19 protein-coding genes are annotated in these 17,758 nt (G+C 61.9%); 3 read left to right on the plus strand and 16 right to left on the minus strand.

All coding sequences use genetic code 11. The features are described 5' to 3' along the window. The first annotated feature begins 330 nt into the window (after positions 1 to 330). Positions 331 to 1,104, plus strand: a complete 774-nt coding sequence (hutC, locus tag ACN9MO_RS27420) for a histidine utilization repressor (RefSeq protein ID WP_057251249.1) — start codon at positions 331 to 333, stop codon at positions 1,102 to 1,104. A 55-nt stretch (positions 1,105 to 1,159) separates the two neighbouring features. On the opposite strand, the gene ACN9MO_RS27425 is transcribed toward hutC, so the two are convergent. The 4 genes from ACN9MO_RS27425 to ACN9MO_RS27440 form a co-directional block, all read right to left on the minus strand. Beyond that, positions 1,160 to 2,413: an adenylate/guanylate cyclase domain-containing protein gene (locus tag ACN9MO_RS27425; protein WP_113480188.1), complete on the minus strand. Its 1,254-nt coding sequence runs from the start codon at positions 2,411 to 2,413 to the stop codon at positions 1,160 to 1,162. A gap of 143 nt (positions 2,414 to 2,556) precedes the next feature. Next, positions 2,557 to 4,014 carry a sensor histidine kinase gene (locus ACN9MO_RS27430; RefSeq protein WP_113133310.1) on the minus strand — a complete coding sequence of 486 codons (1,458 nt, stop codon included), beginning with the start codon at positions 4,012 to 4,014 and terminating at the stop codon, positions 2,557 to 2,559. Continuing rightward, positions 4,011 to 4,685, minus strand: coding sequence for a response regulator transcription factor (locus ACN9MO_RS27435; protein ID WP_113133309.1), 675 nt, complete (start codon positions 4,683 to 4,685; stop codon positions 4,011 to 4,013). Before ACN9MO_RS27435 ends, ACN9MO_RS27430 begins: the two co-directional genes overlap by 4 nt. Positions 4,686 to 4,794: 109 nt before the next feature. Beyond that, positions 4,795 to 5,175: a hypothetical protein gene (locus tag ACN9MO_RS27440; RefSeq protein WP_113133308.1), complete on the minus strand. Its 381-nt coding sequence runs from the start codon at positions 5,173 to 5,175 to the stop codon at positions 4,795 to 4,797. A 264-nt stretch (positions 5,176 to 5,439) separates the two neighbouring features. Here ACN9MO_RS27440 and ACN9MO_RS27445 point away from each other — a divergent pair, with 264 nt between their 5' ends. Next, the gene (locus ACN9MO_RS27445; protein WP_113133307.1) at positions 5,440 to 5,664 is read left to right on the plus strand and encodes a hypothetical protein; all 225 of its coding nucleotides are present in this window, start codon (positions 5,440 to 5,442) and stop codon (positions 5,662 to 5,664) included. Between the two features lie 24 nt (positions 5,665 to 5,688). Here ACN9MO_RS27445 and ACN9MO_RS27450 read toward each other — a convergent pair whose 3' ends face one another. Then, entirely contained in the window at positions 5,689 to 5,994 is a 306-nt protein-coding gene (locus ACN9MO_RS27450; protein ID WP_113133306.1) for a hypothetical protein, read from the minus strand. Positions 5,995 to 6,528: 534 nt separating this feature from the next. Between ACN9MO_RS27450 and ACN9MO_RS27455 the strand changes: the two genes are divergently transcribed. Further along, on the plus strand, positions 6,529 to 7,677 hold the full coding sequence (locus ACN9MO_RS27455; RefSeq protein WP_113133305.1) for a hypothetical protein: 1,149 nt from the start codon (positions 6,529 to 6,531) through the stop codon (positions 7,675 to 7,677). Positions 7,678 to 7,687: 10 nt separating this feature from the next. Here ACN9MO_RS27455 and ACN9MO_RS27460 read toward each other — a convergent pair whose 3' ends face one another. From ACN9MO_RS27460 to hpaH, 11 genes are all read right to left on the minus strand, one after another. Then, positions 7,688 to 8,770, minus strand: coding sequence for an ABC transporter ATP-binding protein (locus ACN9MO_RS27460; RefSeq protein WP_113133304.1), 1,083 nt, complete (start codon positions 8,768 to 8,770; stop codon positions 7,688 to 7,690). Between the two features lie 3 nt (positions 8,771 to 8,773). Continuing rightward, positions 8,774 to 9,820 (minus strand): NAD(P)-dependent alcohol dehydrogenase, encoded by a 1,047-nt coding sequence (locus ACN9MO_RS27465; protein ID WP_113133303.1) that lies wholly within the window; start codon positions 9,818 to 9,820, stop codon positions 8,774 to 8,776. 32 nt (positions 9,821 to 9,852) lie between these two features. Next, positions 9,853 to 10,674, minus strand: coding sequence for a carbohydrate ABC transporter permease (locus ACN9MO_RS27470; RefSeq protein ID WP_057251240.1), 822 nt, complete (start codon positions 10,672 to 10,674; stop codon positions 9,853 to 9,855). Further along, a complete protein-coding gene (locus ACN9MO_RS27475; protein ID WP_112994040.1) occupies positions 10,674 to 11,534 on the minus strand; it encodes a carbohydrate ABC transporter permease in 861 nt (286 codons plus the stop codon). The genes ACN9MO_RS27470 and ACN9MO_RS27475 overlap by 1 nt, the downstream gene beginning before the upstream one ends. 89 nt (positions 11,535 to 11,623) lie before the next feature. After that, the gene (locus tag ACN9MO_RS27480; protein WP_112994041.1) at positions 11,624 to 12,901 is read right to left on the minus strand and encodes an ABC transporter substrate-binding protein; all 1,278 of its coding nucleotides are present in this window, start codon (positions 12,899 to 12,901) and stop codon (positions 11,624 to 11,626) included. 229 nt (positions 12,902 to 13,130) lie between these two features. After that, positions 13,131 to 14,063, minus strand: coding sequence for a helix-turn-helix domain-containing protein (locus ACN9MO_RS27485; RefSeq protein WP_112994042.1), 933 nt, complete (start codon positions 14,061 to 14,063; stop codon positions 13,131 to 13,133). Between the two features lie 58 nt (positions 14,064 to 14,121). Then, on the minus strand, positions 14,122 to 15,354 hold the full coding sequence (gene pepT, locus ACN9MO_RS27490; RefSeq protein ID WP_057251238.1) for a peptidase T: 1,233 nt from the start codon (positions 15,352 to 15,354) through the stop codon (positions 14,122 to 14,124). Between the two features lie 120 nt (positions 15,355 to 15,474). After that, the gene (locus ACN9MO_RS27495) at positions 15,475 to 15,750 is read right to left on the minus strand and encodes a type II toxin-antitoxin system RelE/ParE family toxin (RefSeq protein ID WP_057251237.1); all 276 of its coding nucleotides are present in this window, start codon (positions 15,748 to 15,750) and stop codon (positions 15,475 to 15,477) included. Then, positions 15,750 to 16,010, minus strand: coding sequence for a CopG family ribbon-helix-helix protein (locus tag ACN9MO_RS27500; RefSeq protein ID WP_057251236.1), 261 nt, complete (start codon positions 16,008 to 16,010; stop codon positions 15,750 to 15,752). The genes ACN9MO_RS27495 and ACN9MO_RS27500 overlap by 1 nt, the downstream gene beginning before the upstream one ends. A gap of 123 nt (positions 16,011 to 16,133) precedes the next feature. Next, positions 16,134 to 16,946, minus strand: a complete 813-nt coding sequence (gene hpaI, locus ACN9MO_RS27505; protein WP_113133302.1) for a 4-hydroxy-2-oxoheptanedioate aldolase — start codon at positions 16,944 to 16,946, stop codon at positions 16,134 to 16,136. 8 nt (positions 16,947 to 16,954) lie between these two features. Then, the gene (gene hpaH / locus ACN9MO_RS27510) at positions 16,955 to 17,758 is read right to left on the minus strand and encodes a 2-oxo-hept-4-ene-1,7-dioate hydratase (protein ID WP_113133301.1); all 804 of its coding nucleotides are present in this window, start codon (positions 17,756 to 17,758) and stop codon (positions 16,955 to 16,957) included.

Raw genomic sequence — 17,758 nt, forward strand, 5'->3', positions numbered from 1 at the left:
AGGTTCGCTATGTTCTATCTTGGTGGAATGACCCTCGGTTATCTGGCGCCGCCGCCACCGAAGGCGACACGGCAATCGCGAGTGGAGGTCGGGACGGCTCCGGTTGAAAAGCCGGACTGCGATGAGTCTGACCGCAATCAGGAATGGGCGCGTGCGTTCCTGACGCCCTGGCATCTCCTTTATTGATCATCAGGCGGCGAGGTGTTTGCCGCTGCAGCTGTTGACACCTGTCAACACAGGTGTATCGCGGCATCCGCCGCCATGGTGGAAAAGCGCGAAACAGCGAGAGAAGGGCTGTTTCACCGCCGGGAAATGATTAAGTTCGGTGTCATGGACACCAAGCAAGACCGAACCGTTTCGAACGATCAGCCCGACGATAATAGCCAAGGACAGCCCTTGTCGTTGCATCAGCGTATCCTCGGGGATGTGGAAGGACGCATCCTCTCCGGGGAGTGGCCGCCGGGTCACCGCATTCCATTCGAACACGAGTTGACTGAACAGTATGACTGCTCGCGAATGACCGTGAACAAGGCGCTGACCGAATTGGTCAAGCGCGGATTGATCGAGCGGCGACGCAAGTCGGGCAGCTACGTTACGTTTCCGCAGGTACAGTCGGCGGTCATGGAAATCCATGACGTCAAGCTCGAAGTCCAATCTCTGGGGCTCGACTATAGTTTTCAGCTGGACGAGCGAAAGGTTCGCAAGGTGGAGAGCCGGGACTTCGAACGCCTGGATCTTCCGACATCGGCGAGGCTGCTGGATGTAACGTGCCGGCATTTTGCCGGTGGGCGTCCCTTTTGCTTCGAAGAACGCCTCATCAGCTTAGCGGCGGTGCCCGAGGCGGAGGCGGAATTGTTTGAGGCCGCCGCACCCGGTTCGTGGCTGCTTGGCAAGGTGCCGTGGAGCACGGCCGAACACCGCATTCGCGCCGTTGCGGCGAACAAACTGGCGGCGCAGGCGCTCGACATTTCGACCGGCACCGCCTGCCTGGTCATCGAACGCCGCACCTGGAGCGGTCGTGCGCCGGTCACGCATGTGCGGCTGACCTATCCCGGTGATCGCCACGAACTCGTCGCTCAGTTCGCGCCGAGTCCGATCGGATAGCCGGCTAACGCTCCGCTACCGGCTGGCAACATGCCAGTTGTCCGCGGACAACTGGCTATTCTCCAACCACGCGCAAGACAGGGGCTGGGCCGTTGCCGGAAAAGGCGAAGACCTCGATCGGCTCGCCAATGCCCCTGACCGGATAGGAGCCGAGATGCTCCATGCTGGATGCGCAACCGGCCAGTTCGACGAAGGCCCGCGACAGAAGCACCGGCCGCTTCGTTTCCTTGGTCAGGCTCTCCAACCGCGAGGCGATGTTGACCGCGGGGCCGATCACCGTAAAGTCCAGCCGACGGCGCGAGCCGATATTGCCGTACATCACGTCGCCGACATGGACGCCGATCCCGTAGCCAAGGGGCTCACGGCCTTTTTGGACGTTGTCCTTGTTGAGGAGAGCGATCGCCGCCTCCGCCTCACGGATTGCCTGCAGCAGGTTTTCGGCAGCATCCGCTTTGCTGAGCGGGAAGATCGCCAGCAGCCCATCGCCCATGAACTTGAGGATCTCGCCGCCGTACCGCTCGATCGGTTCCGACATGGCGTCGAAATAGCCGTTGAGCAGATCGATCACGTCGTCGCGTGGCCACAGGTCGGAGAGTTTCGTGAAGTCGCGCAGGTCGCAGATCAAAATGGCGGCACCGACGGTAACGCCACTGCCGCGCGTCGTGGCGCCGGCGAGGATCTGTTCGCTGGCATGCGGGCCGACATAGGTTTCGAGCAGCGTGCGCACGAACCGGTTTTTCAGCCGGATTTCGCTGACGAGCGCCAAGGCGGGTAGAAGATCTGAGAGAAGGCCGACGTGCTCATCCTCGAAGCCGCCCTCTCGGTCGGTGGTGAAGGTCACGACATGGCGCTTGCCCAGTGTGTGTTCGAGCGGCCAGGCAATGTACTCGGTCAAGCCTTCGGCCTTCAGGTCGGCATAAAGCGAGTTTTGAGACTGCTCTTCCGTCAGGGCTTCCAGGTTCGTGCGAACCTCGGTGCCGCCGTTGTTGATCACATAGAGCGGGCTGTTGAGGTAGAGCGCGGTGTTTTGGGTCCCATAGTCGTAGAGATCGATTTCGGCCTCCGCCAGGCCCTTGCGCCACAGAATGCGGGCACCGAGCCACTGCGGGTGGTTGATCCGGAAATGCAGCGTCGCGCGTGCAACCGGGACACCGACTGCCTGCAGCCGTTCGCACATTTCAACGAGGATGTTGTCGATAAACCGCTCGTTGCGGGTTTCGATGATCAGCCAGTCGAGCACGCTCCGGCGCCGAGCGGCCCAATTTCCTTCCTCGAGCGAAGGTGAGGGGGCCTGTGAAGACATCTGCATCTGCAATTCTCCATGCTGGTTGAACGCTCAGCCGTTCCTCCGGCGAACGTTCGCGATGTATCGCTGCAAATGTGGAGCATCAGCGGCGGCTTGATAAGGGGGAAGCCGAAAGCTTTTGAGAAAAGGGGATAGTTACGTCGCATTCACGCCGATTGGTGCGCCAAGCGGCTCCCATCGAGAAGCGGCAAGTGCAAGCGGACGCGGGCCCCCCGCCACGGGCCGGCAAGGATGTCGACACGGCCGCCATGCAGACGGGCGATCTCCCGTGCCAGATTGAGCCCCAATCCGGCTCCCGTAGAACGTGGACGCAAGCGATAGAAAGGCTCGAATACGCGCTCGCGTTCCTCGACAGGAATTCCGGGGCCCTCGTCCTGGATTTCCAAACCGCCCGCGGCATTGACCTGCACGGTAATCGTGCCGGTGCCGCCGCCATGTTCGATGGCGTTGCGCAAGAGATTGGCGACAGCCTGCTCGATCTGGCGTCGCCGAGCGCTGACACGGGCCTCCGGCACCTCGGTTTCGAACGCCAGCTCGTAGCCTGCCTCGAACGCCAACGGCGCAAAGTCGGCGGCGGTGTTTCTCGCGAGTGCAACAAGGTCTACTACTTCGAGTGCGCCACCGGCATGCTCGAGCACCTGCCGGTCGAGAAGCTGCTGGGCGAGGTGGGACAGACGCTCGATATCCAGCCTCAGGCGGGCGCTTTCCGGGGCTTCCTGCAGAAGTTCGGCACGGGTTCTGAGGATCGCGATCGGGGTGCGCAATTCGTGCGCTGCGTCGGTGAGGAAGCGGTTGCGCTGGTCATATCCCTCGCCGAGCCGCGCCAACGCCTTGTTGAAGGCCCGCACCAAAGGGGCAATCTCCGTCGGTACGTGTTCGGTTTCGAGCTGAACCGCGCGATTGTCGATATCGATGCAGCCGGCCTGGTCAGCGGTCGATATGAGGCTTGCCAACGAACGCCGAACGACGGCCGGCGCCGTCACCAATGTGGTCACGCCCATGACCAGAACGATCGGCAGCAGCAAGCAAAGGATGAGCAGCGCGATCATCGGTACGACCTCGGTCCAGGTCGTCGTGCCGTCGAGGTCGCGTGCCATGTCGACATTGACGCTGATCTGCACGTCCAGCGGGCCATCGTCGCGGCGCGAAGCAACGGTCGAGGTGATGATCTGAACGCGGCCGGCGTCGGTGTCGGCGTTGTGGAGGACCGCGTCCGGTAACTTTCCGCCATCATCGAAGAGCAGCTTCGCACCTTCCACACGTCGGAGCAGGGCGCCACCGCTTTCGCCATAGGGAGGAGGAACGTTTCCCTGTCGGAGAACCTGACCGGCGTCGTCGCGGATGATGAACCAGAGATTGGGATGGGACTGGCGTAGCTCGCGCAGCTCGTCGGTCTCACGGACCATCAACGCGCCGCTCGCATCGCGCCCGACGCCGCGGTCGAGAACATCCACCGCCGCTTCGTTGTCGACGAGGAGGCGCGGCTGGGCGATGAACAATGCCACGAAAAGCAGGCCGATAAAGACAAACAGCGTTGCCGCCTGCAGCAGGATGAGGCGGCGCACGAGCACCCATTGCAGTGAGCGGGGCCGAGCCTTCGTCATGTCGTTGCGCGCAGGAGATAGCCGAGGTTGCGGATAGCCCTGATCTCGACGCCGGCACCGACATCATCGAGCTTCCGGCGCAGGCGCGACAGATGCGAGTCGAGCGCATTGGATTCGATCTCGTCTTCCATGGCGTAGACCGATTCCTCCAATGTCGCCCTGAGCACGGTTCGGCCCGGTCGACGCATCAAGGCTTCGAGCGCAAGGCGTTCTCTGCGCAGGAGATCGAGGGGCTTGTCGTCCACGGCCGCTTCGCGGTGATGGAAGTCGTAGATCAGGCGTCCGACCTTGGTCTGCTCGGCTTTCAATGAGACGGGGCGGCGGGCGAGCGCCCGCAGCCGGGCCATCAGTTCTTCGACGGCAAACGGCTTGGACAGATAGTCGTCGGCGCCGGCATCGAGCCCGGCGACCCGATCGTTGATCGATCCCAATGCCGTCAGCATCAATATCGGCGCCGCAACCCCGAGACTGCGCAGTTTCGGAATGAGGTCCAGGCCCTCGCCATCCGGTACTCGGCGATCGAGCACGACGACGTCATAGGGCCAGAGCTCGGCGACGGCTTCGGCATCGGCCAGCGTCGCGACGTGATCGACGATCACCTGACGCCGCTCCAGCGCCGCCTTGAGGGCCGAAGCCATCTCCGGCTCGTCTTCCAGCAGCAGGATGCGCATGCCAGTTCTCCCGATTGCAGGTCTTCCTGAGCAGGTTACTCAATGAAAAGATACATAAATTCAAATGCTTACAATGAATTCCATCCGCCTCGCAGTGAGGTTGAAGCCATCACTCGCATTCCAGCTTCGGCTGGCGGAAATTGGTGATGTACCAGCGGCCCTGCTGCATGCGCGCGTAGAATGTATAGAAGCATTCCTGCTCTTCGACGTAGCCCGGCGTCGAGTATTCCTCGTAGCGCATTCCTCGGCGCGTGTCCCTGATTTCACCACTGGATGTGCCGGAGACGACATTCGTCGAGATCTTGCGCCATTGATAGGCCCGTTCGTTCCAACTGAGATCAAGAATGTTCGTCGGCGGACCGTAGTCGATGATGACGGATTCGACCGGCTGGCCGATATAGGTTTTCATGGTGTCGGAAGCGCAGCCGGCGAGGAGCAACGCGGTAGCGGCAAAACATGCGAGGGCGCGGCGCCCCTTGCTGAAGAACATGACGGGTCCCGGTTTGTCCCGCATCGCCAGGCGTCCACCCGGACGCACAAAGCCCGCGGTCGTGCATTGACCTTTGGCATCCCCCGGTCGATCGCGAGTCCGGAGTGATGCAGCGAGAGAGCGGGTGCTAAAGGGGCAAGATTACAGGGACATTGCGTGGCCCGAGGCGCGGGACGTCGATGCGCTGTCATCGGACCAGAATCGAACCGGAGAACAGCCTGTGACTGACGATGGGCAAAACGAGCCTACGAAACGATACTGCGCGTGCTCGCCGTCGTTCTGATCGAGATCAGGGCGACCGAAAACCTGCAGATGGCTCAGATACTTGCGGACGTCTTCCACAACGTTCCGGCCGGGATCTCCAGCGGGTTCTACGCTGAGGCGATCGAGGCCGAGGTTATTGCACGGGCGGCGAGACTGGACTGTCAGCGCCAGATCGCAGCGATGTTCGACGCCGCGACGAGAAAATCCGTGAAACAGGGAGACTGACTCCGCAACCTGAAGCAAGAATCTTCAGGCAGCGCGATCCGCTTTTTTCCCCGGCTTCGCAGCGTCAGCCGCATAAACGAGACCGGGCTGGACGATCCATTCGCCGGTACGAAGTGCCCGCACGTCGAAGCCGCCGGATGTCAGGCGCGGCGCCACGCCAACGAAGCGGTAATGAAGGCCGTCGCCATCGCTTACGGCTTCCCGTATGGGCTTGCCGGCAAGATAGCCGATCACGGCGCCCTCGAATGCGACGTCCGCCAGAATGAAGTATTCCGTCGGCAATCGGCGGCTGGTCTTGGGGCTGGGCTTGAACCCGTTCGTGAATTTCATTGTCTTGCTCGTCGTGAGACGTTCCGGAACCGGGGAGGACCGGTGCCGAGGCGTCTATGCATTTCTCTCGTTTGCCACGCGGGGCGCGATGGGCGTCTACCCACCGCTGCAGTCAGGCTGCATATTGCAAAGATAACACGTACCGCATGCCGGCGATGTTCCCGGCGGCACGGCGCGTCTCAAGCCATCGAAAAACGGCGCTACGAAGGCGGAGCCATCGGGGTAGCTCGAACCAAGGTAGGAAATCGCTTGGGAAGTCAGGCGCGGGGCATAAAGAACCCATAAAGGCCGGAGCATAGTGGCGTTTTCAGGCAGCGCCTCCGCAGTACCGGCGGAAGGTCGCGTTTCGGATCGGCTGCGTCAAAAAAATCTTGCCAACACCGTTGTATCGTTTCATTCGGCCATATTCTCGACACCGAGATTGTCGACCTCTTCCCGCAGGCTGGGACCACCCGGCGCTCACCGAGCGCCCGCTTCCGCCTCCTTTATGGGAGGCAGGGGCGGGCGTTTTGCGCCTTTCGAGAGATCATCCACTTGTCATACGACAAACCCTCCGGGCACGTCACGAAACGTATCGTGCTGCACTTTCCGGGCTTTGAGCCCTTGGACGCCATCAGGCACCAGGCGCGCTACAAGCGATCAGCGGTGAAGACCGCCAAGCTTCAGGACTTCGAGGTCGAGGTGGGACCGGTACACACCGAAGGGCCTAGCCGCTACTTCGATGTCGACAGTCAAGGCGTCGATTGGCGAACGATGAGCCGCGTCTATGTTTTCGATCACGACGAAATCGTCAAAAGCCTGAACGGCCGGTCGACGCTGCGCAGAATGGTTGCGGGATATTCGAGTGCCGCGCGCGTCGTCTGGGAAGGCGGCGCATTTTCCTACTTCCGGCATGCCTGGCGCTTCGGCCTGTTCTTCATTTTTCCGTTCCTGCTCGTCGCGATCGGCATTGGCCTGAGCCTGCTGATCGGCACCGCGCCCTATTGGCTTGCGCTGGAGTCTTCGTTTCTGGTCCTGAGCGCGATCGTCGCCTACGTCGCCTTCTTCAAGCTGTTTCTCCCCTGGTCGGAGAAATGGCACACCCTGCATCTCTTTTCCGATTGGGAATTGGCCGTCGCAGTCGCCAGACTGGAAAAACCATATTTTAAACAATGGCTTGAGGAGAACCTGGCATCCGTGCGGGCAGCGCTCAACGAGCCGGCCGACGAATATGTCATCACCTCCCACAGCATGGGGTCCAGTATCGCCACTCAGGTTATCGGCACTTTGGTGGAAAGAGAGCCGAGCCTGTTCGAGGGAAAACGCATCATCTTCGTCACACTCGGCGGCGCGATCCTGCAGTGCGCGCTGCTGCGCTCCGCCGAGGTCTTGCGGGCGCGTGTCGGGGCCATCGCCCGTGTGAAGGACATCTTCTGGTTCGATGTCCAATGCCTCACCGATGCGATCAATTTCTACAGATGCCAGGTGGTGGCACTCGCCGGGCACCATGATGCGCCTCAGCCGCCGATCGTCTTCATACGGCTAAAGCACATGCTTTCACCGGAACGCTATCGCAGGATCAAGCGCGATTTCCTTCGGGTTCACCGCCAATATGTGCTCGACGCCGACGTCCGCGCGCCCTTCGATTTTACGCTAATGACGGCCGGACCATTCCCGGCCGCCTCATTTGCAAATCCGAACTGACGAAGGCGTCTCAGGATTTCAGCAGGGAGATGCCGCTTTCCCGATCGAAGAGGTGGAGACCTTCGGGCTCGACCGCGAAGGTGACAGCGTCGCCCGGTTTCGGGCAGGCGCTGGCCTTGACCAGCGCGCCGATTTCCTTGCCAGCAAAAAGGAAGGTCACCAACGCGTCATTGCCGTGAAACTCGACGAGATCGGCAATGCCTGACATGCGATTGGGGCCGGCCTCGGCGATTTTCAGATCCGCCGGCCGTATGCCGAGCACCAGCGGTTGGCCATGGCGCAGGGCGAACTTTCCATCCGAGATCGAGAAGTTGCCACCGGCACTGCGCAGCAGCCATCCGCCTTCGGTCCTATCCGCGGTGACGTCGATGAAGTTCATGTTGGGCGTGCCGATGAAGCCGGCGACGAAGAGCGTGCGCGGGCGCTCGTAGATTTCGGCCGGCGTTCCGACCTGTTCGATCGCACCGCCCTTCATCAGCACGATGCGGTCTGCGAGCGTCATCGCCTCCAGTTGGTCGTGCGTCACATAGATGGTCGTGGTCTTCAGCTTCTGGTGCAGCCGTGCGATCTCGACGCGCATGTGGTTGCGAAGCTTGGCGTCGAGATTGGAAAGCGGTTCGTCGAAGAGGAAGACCCGCGGCGTCTTGATCATGGCGCGGGCGATGGCGACGCGTTGTTGTTGTCCGCCGGACAACTCTGTGGGCTTGCGGCCGAGATAGGGCTCGAGCCCCAGCGTCGCAGCCACAGCACGGATGCGCGTGTCGATCTCCGCCTTCGGCACCTTCATTCGCTTTAGTCCGAAGGCGATGTTGTCGTAGATCGTCATGTGCGGGTAGAGCGCGTAGTTCTGGAAAACCATGGCGACGCCGCGGTCGCGTGGCGGCAGGTCGTTGACCGTCCGCCCGCCGATCGACACGGTGCCGCCGGAAATATCCTCAAGACCGGCGATCATGCGCAGAAGTGTGGACTTGCCGCAGCCCGAAGGACCGAGAAACACGATGAACTCGTGATCGGCCACATCGAGATTGAAATCCGTGATGACGTCGACGGCGCCATATTGCTTGTCAACGCTGGAGCAGACGATGTTCGCCATGGCTCAATCCTTCCCGCTGTCCATGAGGATCTGCAGCTTGATGTCGGTTGGCCGGGCTGATGCGGCTCGCTCGAAGGCTTTGATGCTGTCTTCGAACCGGAACGTGTCTGTGATCAGCGGCTTCAAGTCGACCTTGCCCGATGCGATCAGCTGCAACGCGCGGTCGAAGATATTGGCGTAGCGGAACACCGTTTCGATGCGGACCTCCTTCGAGATCGCGCCCGGCACGTCGAACTGGACGGCTTCGACCGGCAGACCGACCAGCACGATGGCGCCGCCCGGTCGAACGAGATCGAAGATCCCCGAAAAGGCTTTGGCACTGCCGCTTGCTTCGAACACGATGTCAGCGCCCCAGCCGCCGGTCTCGGTGGCGATGACGTCGGCAAAGGCGCGATCAGCGATGTTGACCGGGATGATGCCCGGATATTGGGCGGCGATCGCCAGCTTCTCGGCGCTGAAATCGGAGATGAAGACGCGGCTGCAGCCGCCGGCGAGGGCTGCCAACGCCACCATGATGCCGATCGGCCCGCAGCCGATGACGGCAGCGACATCGCCCGGTGCGATCCGGGCGCGGGCGGCGGCCTGCATGCCGATGGCGAAAGGTTCGACCATCGCGCCTTCGGCAAAGGAGACGTTATCCGGCAGCTTGTAGGTGAAGGCTGCGGGATGGACGACGAAGGGGGCGAGCACGCCGTGCACCGGCGGCGTCGCCCAGAAACGCACCTTGGGGTCGACATTGTAGATGCCGAGCTTTGAGGCACGAGACGAAAGATCGGGAACACCCGGCTCCATGCAGACGCGGTCGCCGACTTCAAGCGTTTCGACATTGCTGCCGACCGCGACGACGGTGCCGGCCGCCTCGTGCCCGAGCACCATCGGCTCGCGCACCACATAGGGGCCGATCGCGCCGTGGGTGTAATAGTGCACGTCGCTGCCGCAGACGCCGACCGTGTGGATAGCGATCTTGACGTCATCCGGGCCGAGCTCCAGCGGGAGATTGATCTCCCTGAGCGCGAGCTTGCCTTTTTGCTCGAGGACCAACGCTTGCATGAAGGATTTCCTTGTTTTTCCAGTCTCGGGTTTCATTGGGTCTTGCGCTTGAAGGCGCTGTTGAGCATGCCGCTTAGGACCCCGATGAAGAGCAGCGGCGGGATGGACAGAAGCACGACGGAGGCGTTGAGAATGCCCCAGGGCACGTCTCGGCCGAGCTGGGTCAGTTCCGAAGCTACGATCGGCAGGGTCTTGGCGTCCGACGTCGTCAGCATCAGTGCGATCAGGAACTCGTTCCAGACGAGCACGAAGGCGAAGGCGACGGCGCCGATGAGCGAGCGCAGCGCTATCGGCAGCGCGATGAGGAAGAAGATCGCATAGGGGCCATAACCGTCGACGCGGGCGGCTTCCTCGACTTCCTTCGGCACTCGGGCGAAGGCCGGAACGCTGAGCCAGATGATGGTCGCAAGCGTCAGCAGCGAATAGGTGACGATCATCGAGAGGCGCGTGTCGTAAAGCCCGAAGTCGAGCCAGATCACCATCAGCGGAATGGCGATCGCCACCGGCGGCAGGAAGCGCAGCGACAGCACGAAGAACTGGATGTCGCGGGACCAGCGGTTGGGATAGCGCGCGATCGCATAAGCCGCCGGCAGGCCGAGCATGGCACCGATCAGAACCGCAGCGCCTGATATCAAGAGCGAGTTGACGAGGCCGGCAAAGACACTTTCACGGCCAAGCACGTAGGCGAAGTTGTCGAGCGTCGGCTCAAAGATGAACAGCGGTGTCGGCGTGACGATGTCGACGCGGTTCTTGAAGGCGTTGAGCGCCGTCCAGAACATCGGAAAGACGGCGGAGAAAGCGGCAAGGGCGAGGATCAATCGGCCAATGAGGCGGCCAAGAGTGTGGGCAGTCATCACTGAACCCTCTTCCAGATGAAGGTGAAGGCGATCGAGGTGGCGATCATCATCAGTACGGCCATGCTTGAGGCGTAGGAAATGCGGCCGGACTCGATGAAGCCTTGCGAAAAGGCGTACATGTCGAGTGTCTCAGTCGCGATGCCGGGGCCGCCGCGGGTCATGACGTAGATCAGGTCGAAGGCGCGCAGCGACTCGATCATCTTGACGAAGGCGAGCGAGATCAGTGGCGCCTTCAGCATCGGCAGGGCGATGAAGGCGTAGATCTCCCAGGTGCGGGCGTGGTCGAGCCTTGCCGCCTCGAACGGCTGTGGCGGCAGCGTCTCCAGCAACTTCAGCACGATGACGGCGAAGAACAGGCCCCATTGCCAGACGTCGACGAGCGCGACGGTCGCAAGTGCGGTTGCCGGATTGGAGAGCAGGTCGAGCGGCTGGCCTGTGATCGCCTTGTAGGGATAGGTTGCTATGCCATAGAGCGGATGAAAGGCGAACTTCCAGACGAAGGCGGCCGAAACGCGCGGCAGGATCACCGGCACCAGAAACAAGAGCGTCAGCAGATTGCGTGTGCGCGGCGAGACGCATTCGAACAGAAGGATGCCGAGGCCGACGGCGATCAGAAGCGTCATGCCGACGGTCACCGCTTCCCATGTCAGGGAGACGCCGATGGCGTTGATGAAACGCCGATCAGAGAAGAGGTCGATATAGTTGGCGAAGCCGATGAGGTTGCCGTCGGGACGGCTGAGCTCGCGGTTCTGGAAGGAAATGTAGATCGCATAGGCCGTCGGCACGAGTGCCAGCACGGCGAGGATCCCCATGGCCGGGGTGAGGAACACCGCCGGCAGGCTGTTTTTCTGCTTCATGTGAGACGTCCTACGGCTTGTCGCGCCGATGGTGCGGCGGTCCACCGGCGCGGCTTTCAGCCTGCCGATGGACCCTGGGAGGAACGGTGTTACTGGCTGCGGGCAACCAGGTCCTTTGCAAAGCCGTCGAGCTCGTCGAGGCCTTCCTTGATGTCGCTGCGCGTTCCGGTGATCAGCTCTTCCAGGATGATGCCCCAACGGTCGCCGAGGTCAGGCCATTGCGGGCTCTGCCAGAAATTGACGGCAGTGACCTTGCCGGTGTCGGCGAGCGCCTGGCCGAGATCGGGACCATAGAGCTCCGCGAATTTCGGGCTGGTCATGATGCTGGTGCGGTTGAGCTCGCTGAACTGATTGGCCTCGAGCCGCCGCGCCTCGTTTTCCTTGGAGGTCGCCCACGCGATGAACAGACCGGCGCATGTCTTGGAGGCCTCGTCCTTGTTGGCCTTCACGCCGATCGCGAGACCATGGCCGTAGCCGCCGCCCGTCAGCGGTGCCGGAGGCGGCAGGTAGCCGACCTTGCCCGCCACCTTCGAGGATTTCGGATCGATCGCCATGCCGACGAGCGGGGTGGATTCGATGAGCATCGCCACCTGGCCGGAGGTGAAGGCGCCGACTGCCTCGTCCCAGCCGCCGGTCTGGCTGCCCGGTGCCGAGTACTTGAACAGTTCGAGATAGGTCTCGGTCGCCTTGACTGCCTGTTCGCCGTCGAAGACCGGCGTCTTGCCGTCGAACCAGTTGCCGCCGAACCCCTTGAAGAATGGCATCCAGCGCCAGACATTGGCGCCCGAGCCGCGCTGGCCGCGCAGTGCCGTGCCATAGATGCCCTGGTCCGGTTGATTGAGCTTCTTCACCGCGGCGATGTATTCGTCGAGCGTCTTCGGCGGCGCGATGCCGGCCGCTTCGAGCAGGTCCTTGCGGTAGACCATGAGGTCACCGCCGCCGGTGATCGGCGCAAACCAGACCTTGCCGTCATAGGTCGCGACCTTCTGCCGGCCGGGATCGAAATCGGCATAGTCGTAGTCTGCAGGATAGTAGTCCATCAATGGCGCGACCCAGCCGGCGGACGCAAAGAGCGCGACGTTGGCCTCGTCGATGTAATAGACGTTGTACTTGCCGATGGTCGAAGCGTCGGCCTTGGTCTTGGCGCGCCGGTCGTTTTCGTTGAGATAGTCGATCTCGAAGGATGCACCGCCGGAGAGCTTCTCGAATTCGGACTTGTAGTCTTCGAGCAGCGTCAGGCCGTCGCGCGGCTGGGCCAGCACCTTGATCGTGCCGGAGCATTCGGCAGCGACCGCCAGTGTCGTCAGGCCGGTGGAAAGAAGGCATGCGAAGGCGATGCTCGAAACGAGCGTCTTTGGTTTTGTCATGTGAAGGACCTCCCCAAGGTCTTTGCGATACGCGCCGGAAACTCCTCAGATCCAACGCGCTCTTCCCGATAGCGAACCGTTTCGCTGGTCTTGATGATAGGCGCAATGACGCACCGAGCTAGCGCGCTCGATGCGGCTAATCTGTACTTTCTTGCGTAATTCTACCCATCATCAGCTATTTGCGGTGCAGCAAACGCAAGGATTCATCGTCTGCGTTCGGGAGCCGACCCTAAAAGCGTGCCGGACGGCGCTGTCCCGTCAGCCGTCGATAGGCCGACGGCGTCATCTTGTGCTGGCGCAGGAAGGTGCGGTTGAAGTTGGAGATGTTGAGGTATCCGACCTCGAAGCAGATGTCGGTGATCGGCATGTCGGTTTCGGCCAAGAGCTTGCAAGCCTGCCAGATCCGCAGCTTGTTGACGTGGTCGGTAAAGGTGTTGCCGGTGTTCTTCTTGAAGAAGCGGGAAAAGGCCGTCTCGCTCATGCCGGCGCGCCTGGCGAGATCGGCCAGATGGATATCGGTTGCGATGTTCTCGTAGATGAAGGCCAGAGCGCCGCGCAGCACGTCGAGCGATTGCTGGTCGAGCTCTGGCGCGAATTCCGGCGAGGAGAGCAGCTCGTATTCCTCGGTGTTGACGAGAAGATCGAGGAGCTGGATGAACAGCGAGAAGCGGGAGAACCCCTGAAGGCTGCCCATGCGTTCGATCAGATCCGCGCCCTCGGCGCGGGCTTCACCGTGAAATACCAGTCCGCGTTCGGCGCGGGCAAAAAAGGCCTCGAGCTCGGCAAACTCCGGCAAGGCGTCGGTGATCTCGCGCATCCGGTCCGGATGGAACTGGATGACGATGTCGCGACCTTCGATGATTTCGTCGGGCTCGGTCGCCGTCACCCAGTCATGCGGCAGATTGCTGCCGATGACCGTCAGGTAGCCCGGATCGAACTGGCCGATGTGATCGCCGACGAAGGCAAGGCCAGAGGCTTTCCGGATGAGATGGATCTCGATTTCCGGATGGAAGTTCCAGACGTTCCGTTCCCAGGGATAGTTGTCGAGACGCCATAAAAACGTCTCGTTGACGCCGGTGACGATGTGCTCGAAGGTCGGCGGATTGGTCGCCAGCGAAGCCGGCTTGGCCGGCGCCCGTTTCGAGCCTCGCGCCGCACTCATCGCCCGATCTCTGTTCGCGAAATGCCGATCGTTGTCTCCCTTCGCAGAGGTTGTTGCCTCAGGCGCGCTCCGCCCAGATCTTCGCTAGTTCGACGAGTGTCTTGACACTCCGCTCCATGTCTTGGCGGCTGACCCATTCGAGCGGCGAGTGGAAGGCATGACCGCCGGCAAAAAGGTTGGCCGAGGGCAGGCCCATGAAGGAGAGCCGCGAGCCGTCCGTGCCGCCGCGGATGCTGCCGCGCACCGGCTGCATGCCGGCGCGCCGGATCGCCTCGATGGCGTTCTCGACGATTTCCGCATTGCGGTCGAGCACTGCCTTCATGTTGCGATACTGTTCCTTGACCTCGAAGCTGTAGGTCGAGCCCGGGAAAGCGGTCATGACGTCCTTGACGATCGCCTCGAGCATGGCCTCCTTCTTGGCCAAGCCGGCCTCGTCGAAATCGCGCACGATGAAGTCAAGCTGCGCCTTGTCCATGGAGCCGGTCACACCGGTCGGATGCACGAAGCCATCTCGGCCCTCTGTTCCCTCCGGTGATACGTCACGAGGTAGCCGGCTAATGATCGTGCCGGCGATCTTGATGGCATTCTCCATCTTGTCCTTGGCGAAACCGGGATGGATGGCAACGCCGTGAATGATGATCTCGACGCCATCGGCGGAAAACGTCTCGTCCTCGATATGCCCGGCCGTTTCGCCGTCGACGGTATAGGCGAAGTCGGCGCCGAGCTTCTTCAGATCGACCTTGTCGACGCCGCGGCCGATCTCCTCGTCGGTGGTGAAGAGCAGCTTGATCGTGCCGTGCTTAATGTCGGGATTGTCGACCAGGATCTGTGCAGCCGTGACAATTTCAGCGAGGCCGGCCTTGTCGTCGGCGCCGAGCAGCGTCGTGCCGTCGGTGGTAACGATGTCGTTGCCGATCTGGTCGTTCAGAACCGGGTGATCGCTGACGCGGATAACCTGCTGCGGGTCACCCACAAGCCGGATGTCGCTGCCCTGGTAGTTGCTGAGGATCTGCGGTTTGACATTGGTGCCGGTGAAATCGGGCGCCGTGTCCATATGCGAGCACCAGCAGATGACCGGCACTGGCCTGTCCACGTTCGAAGGAATGGTGGCGTAGACATAACCGTTTTCGTCGAGATGCGCGTCTTTAAGACCGATGGCGAGCAATTCTTCGACGAGCACGCGGCCGAGGTTCTTCTGCTTCTCCGTTGAAGGCTGCGTCTTCGACTTCGGGTCGGACTGGGTGTCGATGACGACGTAACGAAGGAAGCGGTCGAGAACGGTATCGGTCATGGGCGGGATCCAATGCTGGTGGGCGTGGAATCGCTATACTCCCGCCGCATGAATTCTCAAAATCGGAATCTATGATGAATTGAGCGACGGAGCGCGTCGCGCTCACTTGATGTCGATGCGTCAACGATCTTCGCGTGTGTGCCAGATGCGGAGGATGTAGATCGTTGTCTTGTCAATCTCATAACGCATCTCGTAATGACCAACGAGCAGGCGGCGAACTTCGCGGGGTGCGAATTCGTCCAGCCGCTCGCCGAGTCGGGGCTGCTCGACCAGATGGGTCGGAGCGGCAACCAAGGATTGGACGGTTCGCGCCGCAGCCTTTCTGTTGACTGGTGCCAGAAACTCAAAAAGGCGCGCCAGATCGGACAGCGCCTTTTTCGTCCATTTCAGCTCCATCATTGCGGAACGGAAGGCGGCGTGTCGCTGTCGAGGCTATCGGCCCAGGCCTGGACCGACTGGTGATCGATGACGCCTCCGGCATCAACGTCGGCGAGCGCCTCGAGCGTCAAACGGCGTCGTTCTTCTTCCTGGTCAACCCAGGCCGCAAGCGCCTGCTTGATGATCCAGCCGCGCGGTCTTTCCAGGCGGGCGGCGAGCTGGTCGACCTTTTCCGCAAGCGGCAATGGAACATGCGCCGTCAGCACTTTCGTTTCCATATGCATCTCCATTGATCGAACTTAATCATAGCGATTAAATCTGATTAAGTCGACGATGTTCAGCGTTCCGGTGGTGTCGGGATATCGGGCGCCTGCTCGCATTCGGTGCCGCTGCCGGCAAGATTAATACGGACCGCCCAATCGCCCCGCTGCTCCGGCATCACCTTTGGTCCCCCTGAACTCCGCGGCCAGTTTAGACGTTGCGCCGACCAGCAGGCTGACGTCGTTGCCGACGGCGACGAAGGTGGCGCCGAGCTCGAGGTAACGCCGTGCGAGCGTCTGATCGGACGTGAGAATGCCGGCCGCTTTACCGTGCGACTGGATGCGCAGCAGCGCCGCTTCGACTGCCTCTTGTATTTCCGGCGCGCCGGGCTTGCCGAGGAAACCCATGTCGGCAGCAAGGTCGGCCGGGCCGATGAAGATGCCGTCGACGCCATCGATCGTGGCGATCTCGTCAAGGGCGGCAAGGCCGGCGCGGCTTTCGATCTGCAGCAGCAGGCAGATCTCGTCGTTGGCCGTCTGCAGGTAATCCGGGATGCGGTTGAAGGCGGACGCCCGCGCAAGGGCCGCGCCGACACCGCGCACACCGTGGGGCGGATAGCGCACGGCGCGCATCAGCGCGCGAGCCTGTTCGGCGCTTTCGACCATCGGTATCAGCAGCGTCTGTGCGCCGATATCTAGGATCTGCTTGATCATCCAGGTTTCGCCGATCGGCGGCCGGACGATCGTGTGGCTTGGCGAGGCTGCGAGTGCCTGAAGCTGTGCCGCCAGAAGCGGCACGTCGTTCGGGGCGTGCTCGGCATCGAGCAGCAGCCAGTCGAAGCCGGCGCCGCCACAGACCTCCGCGGTATAGGGATTGGCGAGCGCCAGCCACAGCCCGATCTGCGTGCGTTTCTCGGCGAGAGCCTGTTTGAACGGATTGCGGGGAGCGGGCATGGTCGTTCCTATTCGAAGAAGCAGCTGACGGTGCCGGATGGTCCGAAATCGGCGACGATGGTATCGCCATGGCGGGCCTCGACCGGGCGGATGAAGGAACCGGCAAGCACGATCTGGCCGGCCTCGAGCCGATCCCCGTAAAGCGAGAGACGATTGGCGAGCCAGGCGATGCCGCGGGCCGGATGGTTGAGCACGCCAGCGCCGAGCCCCGTCTCCTCCACCTCGGCGTTGCGTGAGACGATTGCGCCCATCCAGCGCATGTCGACCGCGTCGGGCCGCATCTGCCGGCCGCCGAGCACGATGCCGGCATTGGCGGCGTTATCGGAGATGGTATCGACGATGGTGCGTGCCTTCTTGGTTTCCGGATCGATGCGCAGGATGCGGGTGTCGAGGATTTCGAGCGCCGGCGTCACGTAATCCGTCGCATTCAGCACGTCGAAAACCGTGACGTTGGGGCCGGTAAGCGGCGCCTTCATCACGAACGCGATCTCGGCCTCGATGCGCGGCTGGATGAAGCGGGTGCCGGGGATGCGCGCACCGTCCTCGAACAGCATGTCGTCGAACAGCACGCCGGAATCGGGAATGTCGATGTTGAGCGCATATTGCATCGCCTTGGAGGTAAGGCCGATCTTCCAGCCGATCACCCGCCGGCCCGCGGCAATCTTCTGCCTTATCCACGCGGCCTGCACCGCATAGGCATCGTCCATGGTCATCTCGGGGTGCTTGAGCGAGAGTAGTCCGGTCTGGACGCGCTCGCGCTCGGCGGTGTCGAGGGCGGTCGCTGCCGCCTCGATCTGGATCTTGTCGAGCAT

Origin of the sequence: Ensifer sp. R-19, assembly GCF_049905105.1 — a bacterium.
Taxonomy (GTDB): Bacteria; Pseudomonadota; Alphaproteobacteria; order Rhizobiales; family Rhizobiaceae; genus Ensifer.

Excerpts from the sequence above, each read along its gene's own strand:
- hutC (WP_057251249.1), top strand. The coding sequence starts at position 331 with ATGGACACCAAGCAAGACCGAACCGTTTCGAACGATCAGCCCGACGAT.
- ACN9MO_RS27425 (WP_113480188.1), bottom strand. The coding sequence starts at position 2,413 with ATGCAGATGTCTTCACAGGCCCCCTCACCTTCGCTCGAGGAAGGAAAT.
- ACN9MO_RS27430 (WP_113133310.1), bottom strand. The coding sequence starts at position 4,014 with ATGACGAAGGCTCGGCCCCGCTCACTGCAATGGGTGCTCGTGCGCCGC.
- ACN9MO_RS27435 (WP_113133309.1), bottom strand. The coding sequence starts at position 4,685 with ATGCGCATCCTGCTGCTGGAAGACGAGCCGGAGATGGCTTCGGCCCTC.
- ACN9MO_RS27440 (WP_113133308.1), bottom strand. The coding sequence starts at position 5,175 with ATGTTCTTCAGCAAGGGGCGCCGCGCCCTCGCATGTTTTGCCGCTACC.
- ACN9MO_RS27450 (WP_113133306.1), bottom strand. The coding sequence starts at position 5,994 with ATGAAATTCACGAACGGGTTCAAGCCCAGCCCCAAGACCAGCCGCCGA.
- ACN9MO_RS27460 (WP_113133304.1), bottom strand. The coding sequence starts at position 8,770 with ATGGCGAACATCGTCTGCTCCAGCGTTGACAAGCAATATGGCGCCGTC.
- ACN9MO_RS27465 (WP_113133303.1), bottom strand. The coding sequence starts at position 9,820 with ATGCAAGCGTTGGTCCTCGAGCAAAAAGGCAAGCTCGCGCTCAGGGAG.
- ACN9MO_RS27470 (WP_057251240.1), bottom strand. The coding sequence starts at position 10,674 with ATGACTGCCCACACTCTTGGCCGCCTCATTGGCCGATTGATCCTCGCC.
- ACN9MO_RS27475 (WP_112994040.1), bottom strand. The coding sequence starts at position 11,534 with ATGAAGCAGAAAAACAGCCTGCCGGCGGTGTTCCTCACCCCGGCCATG.
- ACN9MO_RS27480 (WP_112994041.1), bottom strand. The coding sequence starts at position 12,901 with ATGACAAAACCAAAGACGCTCGTTTCGAGCATCGCCTTCGCATGCCTT.
- ACN9MO_RS27485 (WP_112994042.1), bottom strand. The coding sequence starts at position 14,063 with ATGAGTGCGGCGCGAGGCTCGAAACGGGCGCCGGCCAAGCCGGCTTCG.
- pepT (WP_057251238.1), bottom strand. The coding sequence starts at position 15,354 with ATGACCGATACCGTTCTCGACCGCTTCCTTCGTTACGTCGTCATCGAC.
- ACN9MO_RS27495 (WP_057251237.1), bottom strand. The coding sequence starts at position 15,750 with ATGGAGCTGAAATGGACGAAAAAGGCGCTGTCCGATCTGGCGCGCCTT.
- ACN9MO_RS27500 (WP_057251236.1), bottom strand. The coding sequence starts at position 16,010 with ATGGAAACGAAAGTGCTGACGGCGCATGTTCCATTGCCGCTTGCGGAA.
- hpaI (WP_113133302.1), bottom strand. The coding sequence starts at position 16,946 with ATGCCCGCTCCCCGCAATCCGTTCAAACAGGCTCTCGCCGAGAAACGC.
- hpaH (WP_113133301.1), bottom strand. The coding sequence starts at position 17,758 with ATGCTCGACAAGATCCAGATCGAGGCGGCAGCGACCGCCCTCGACACC.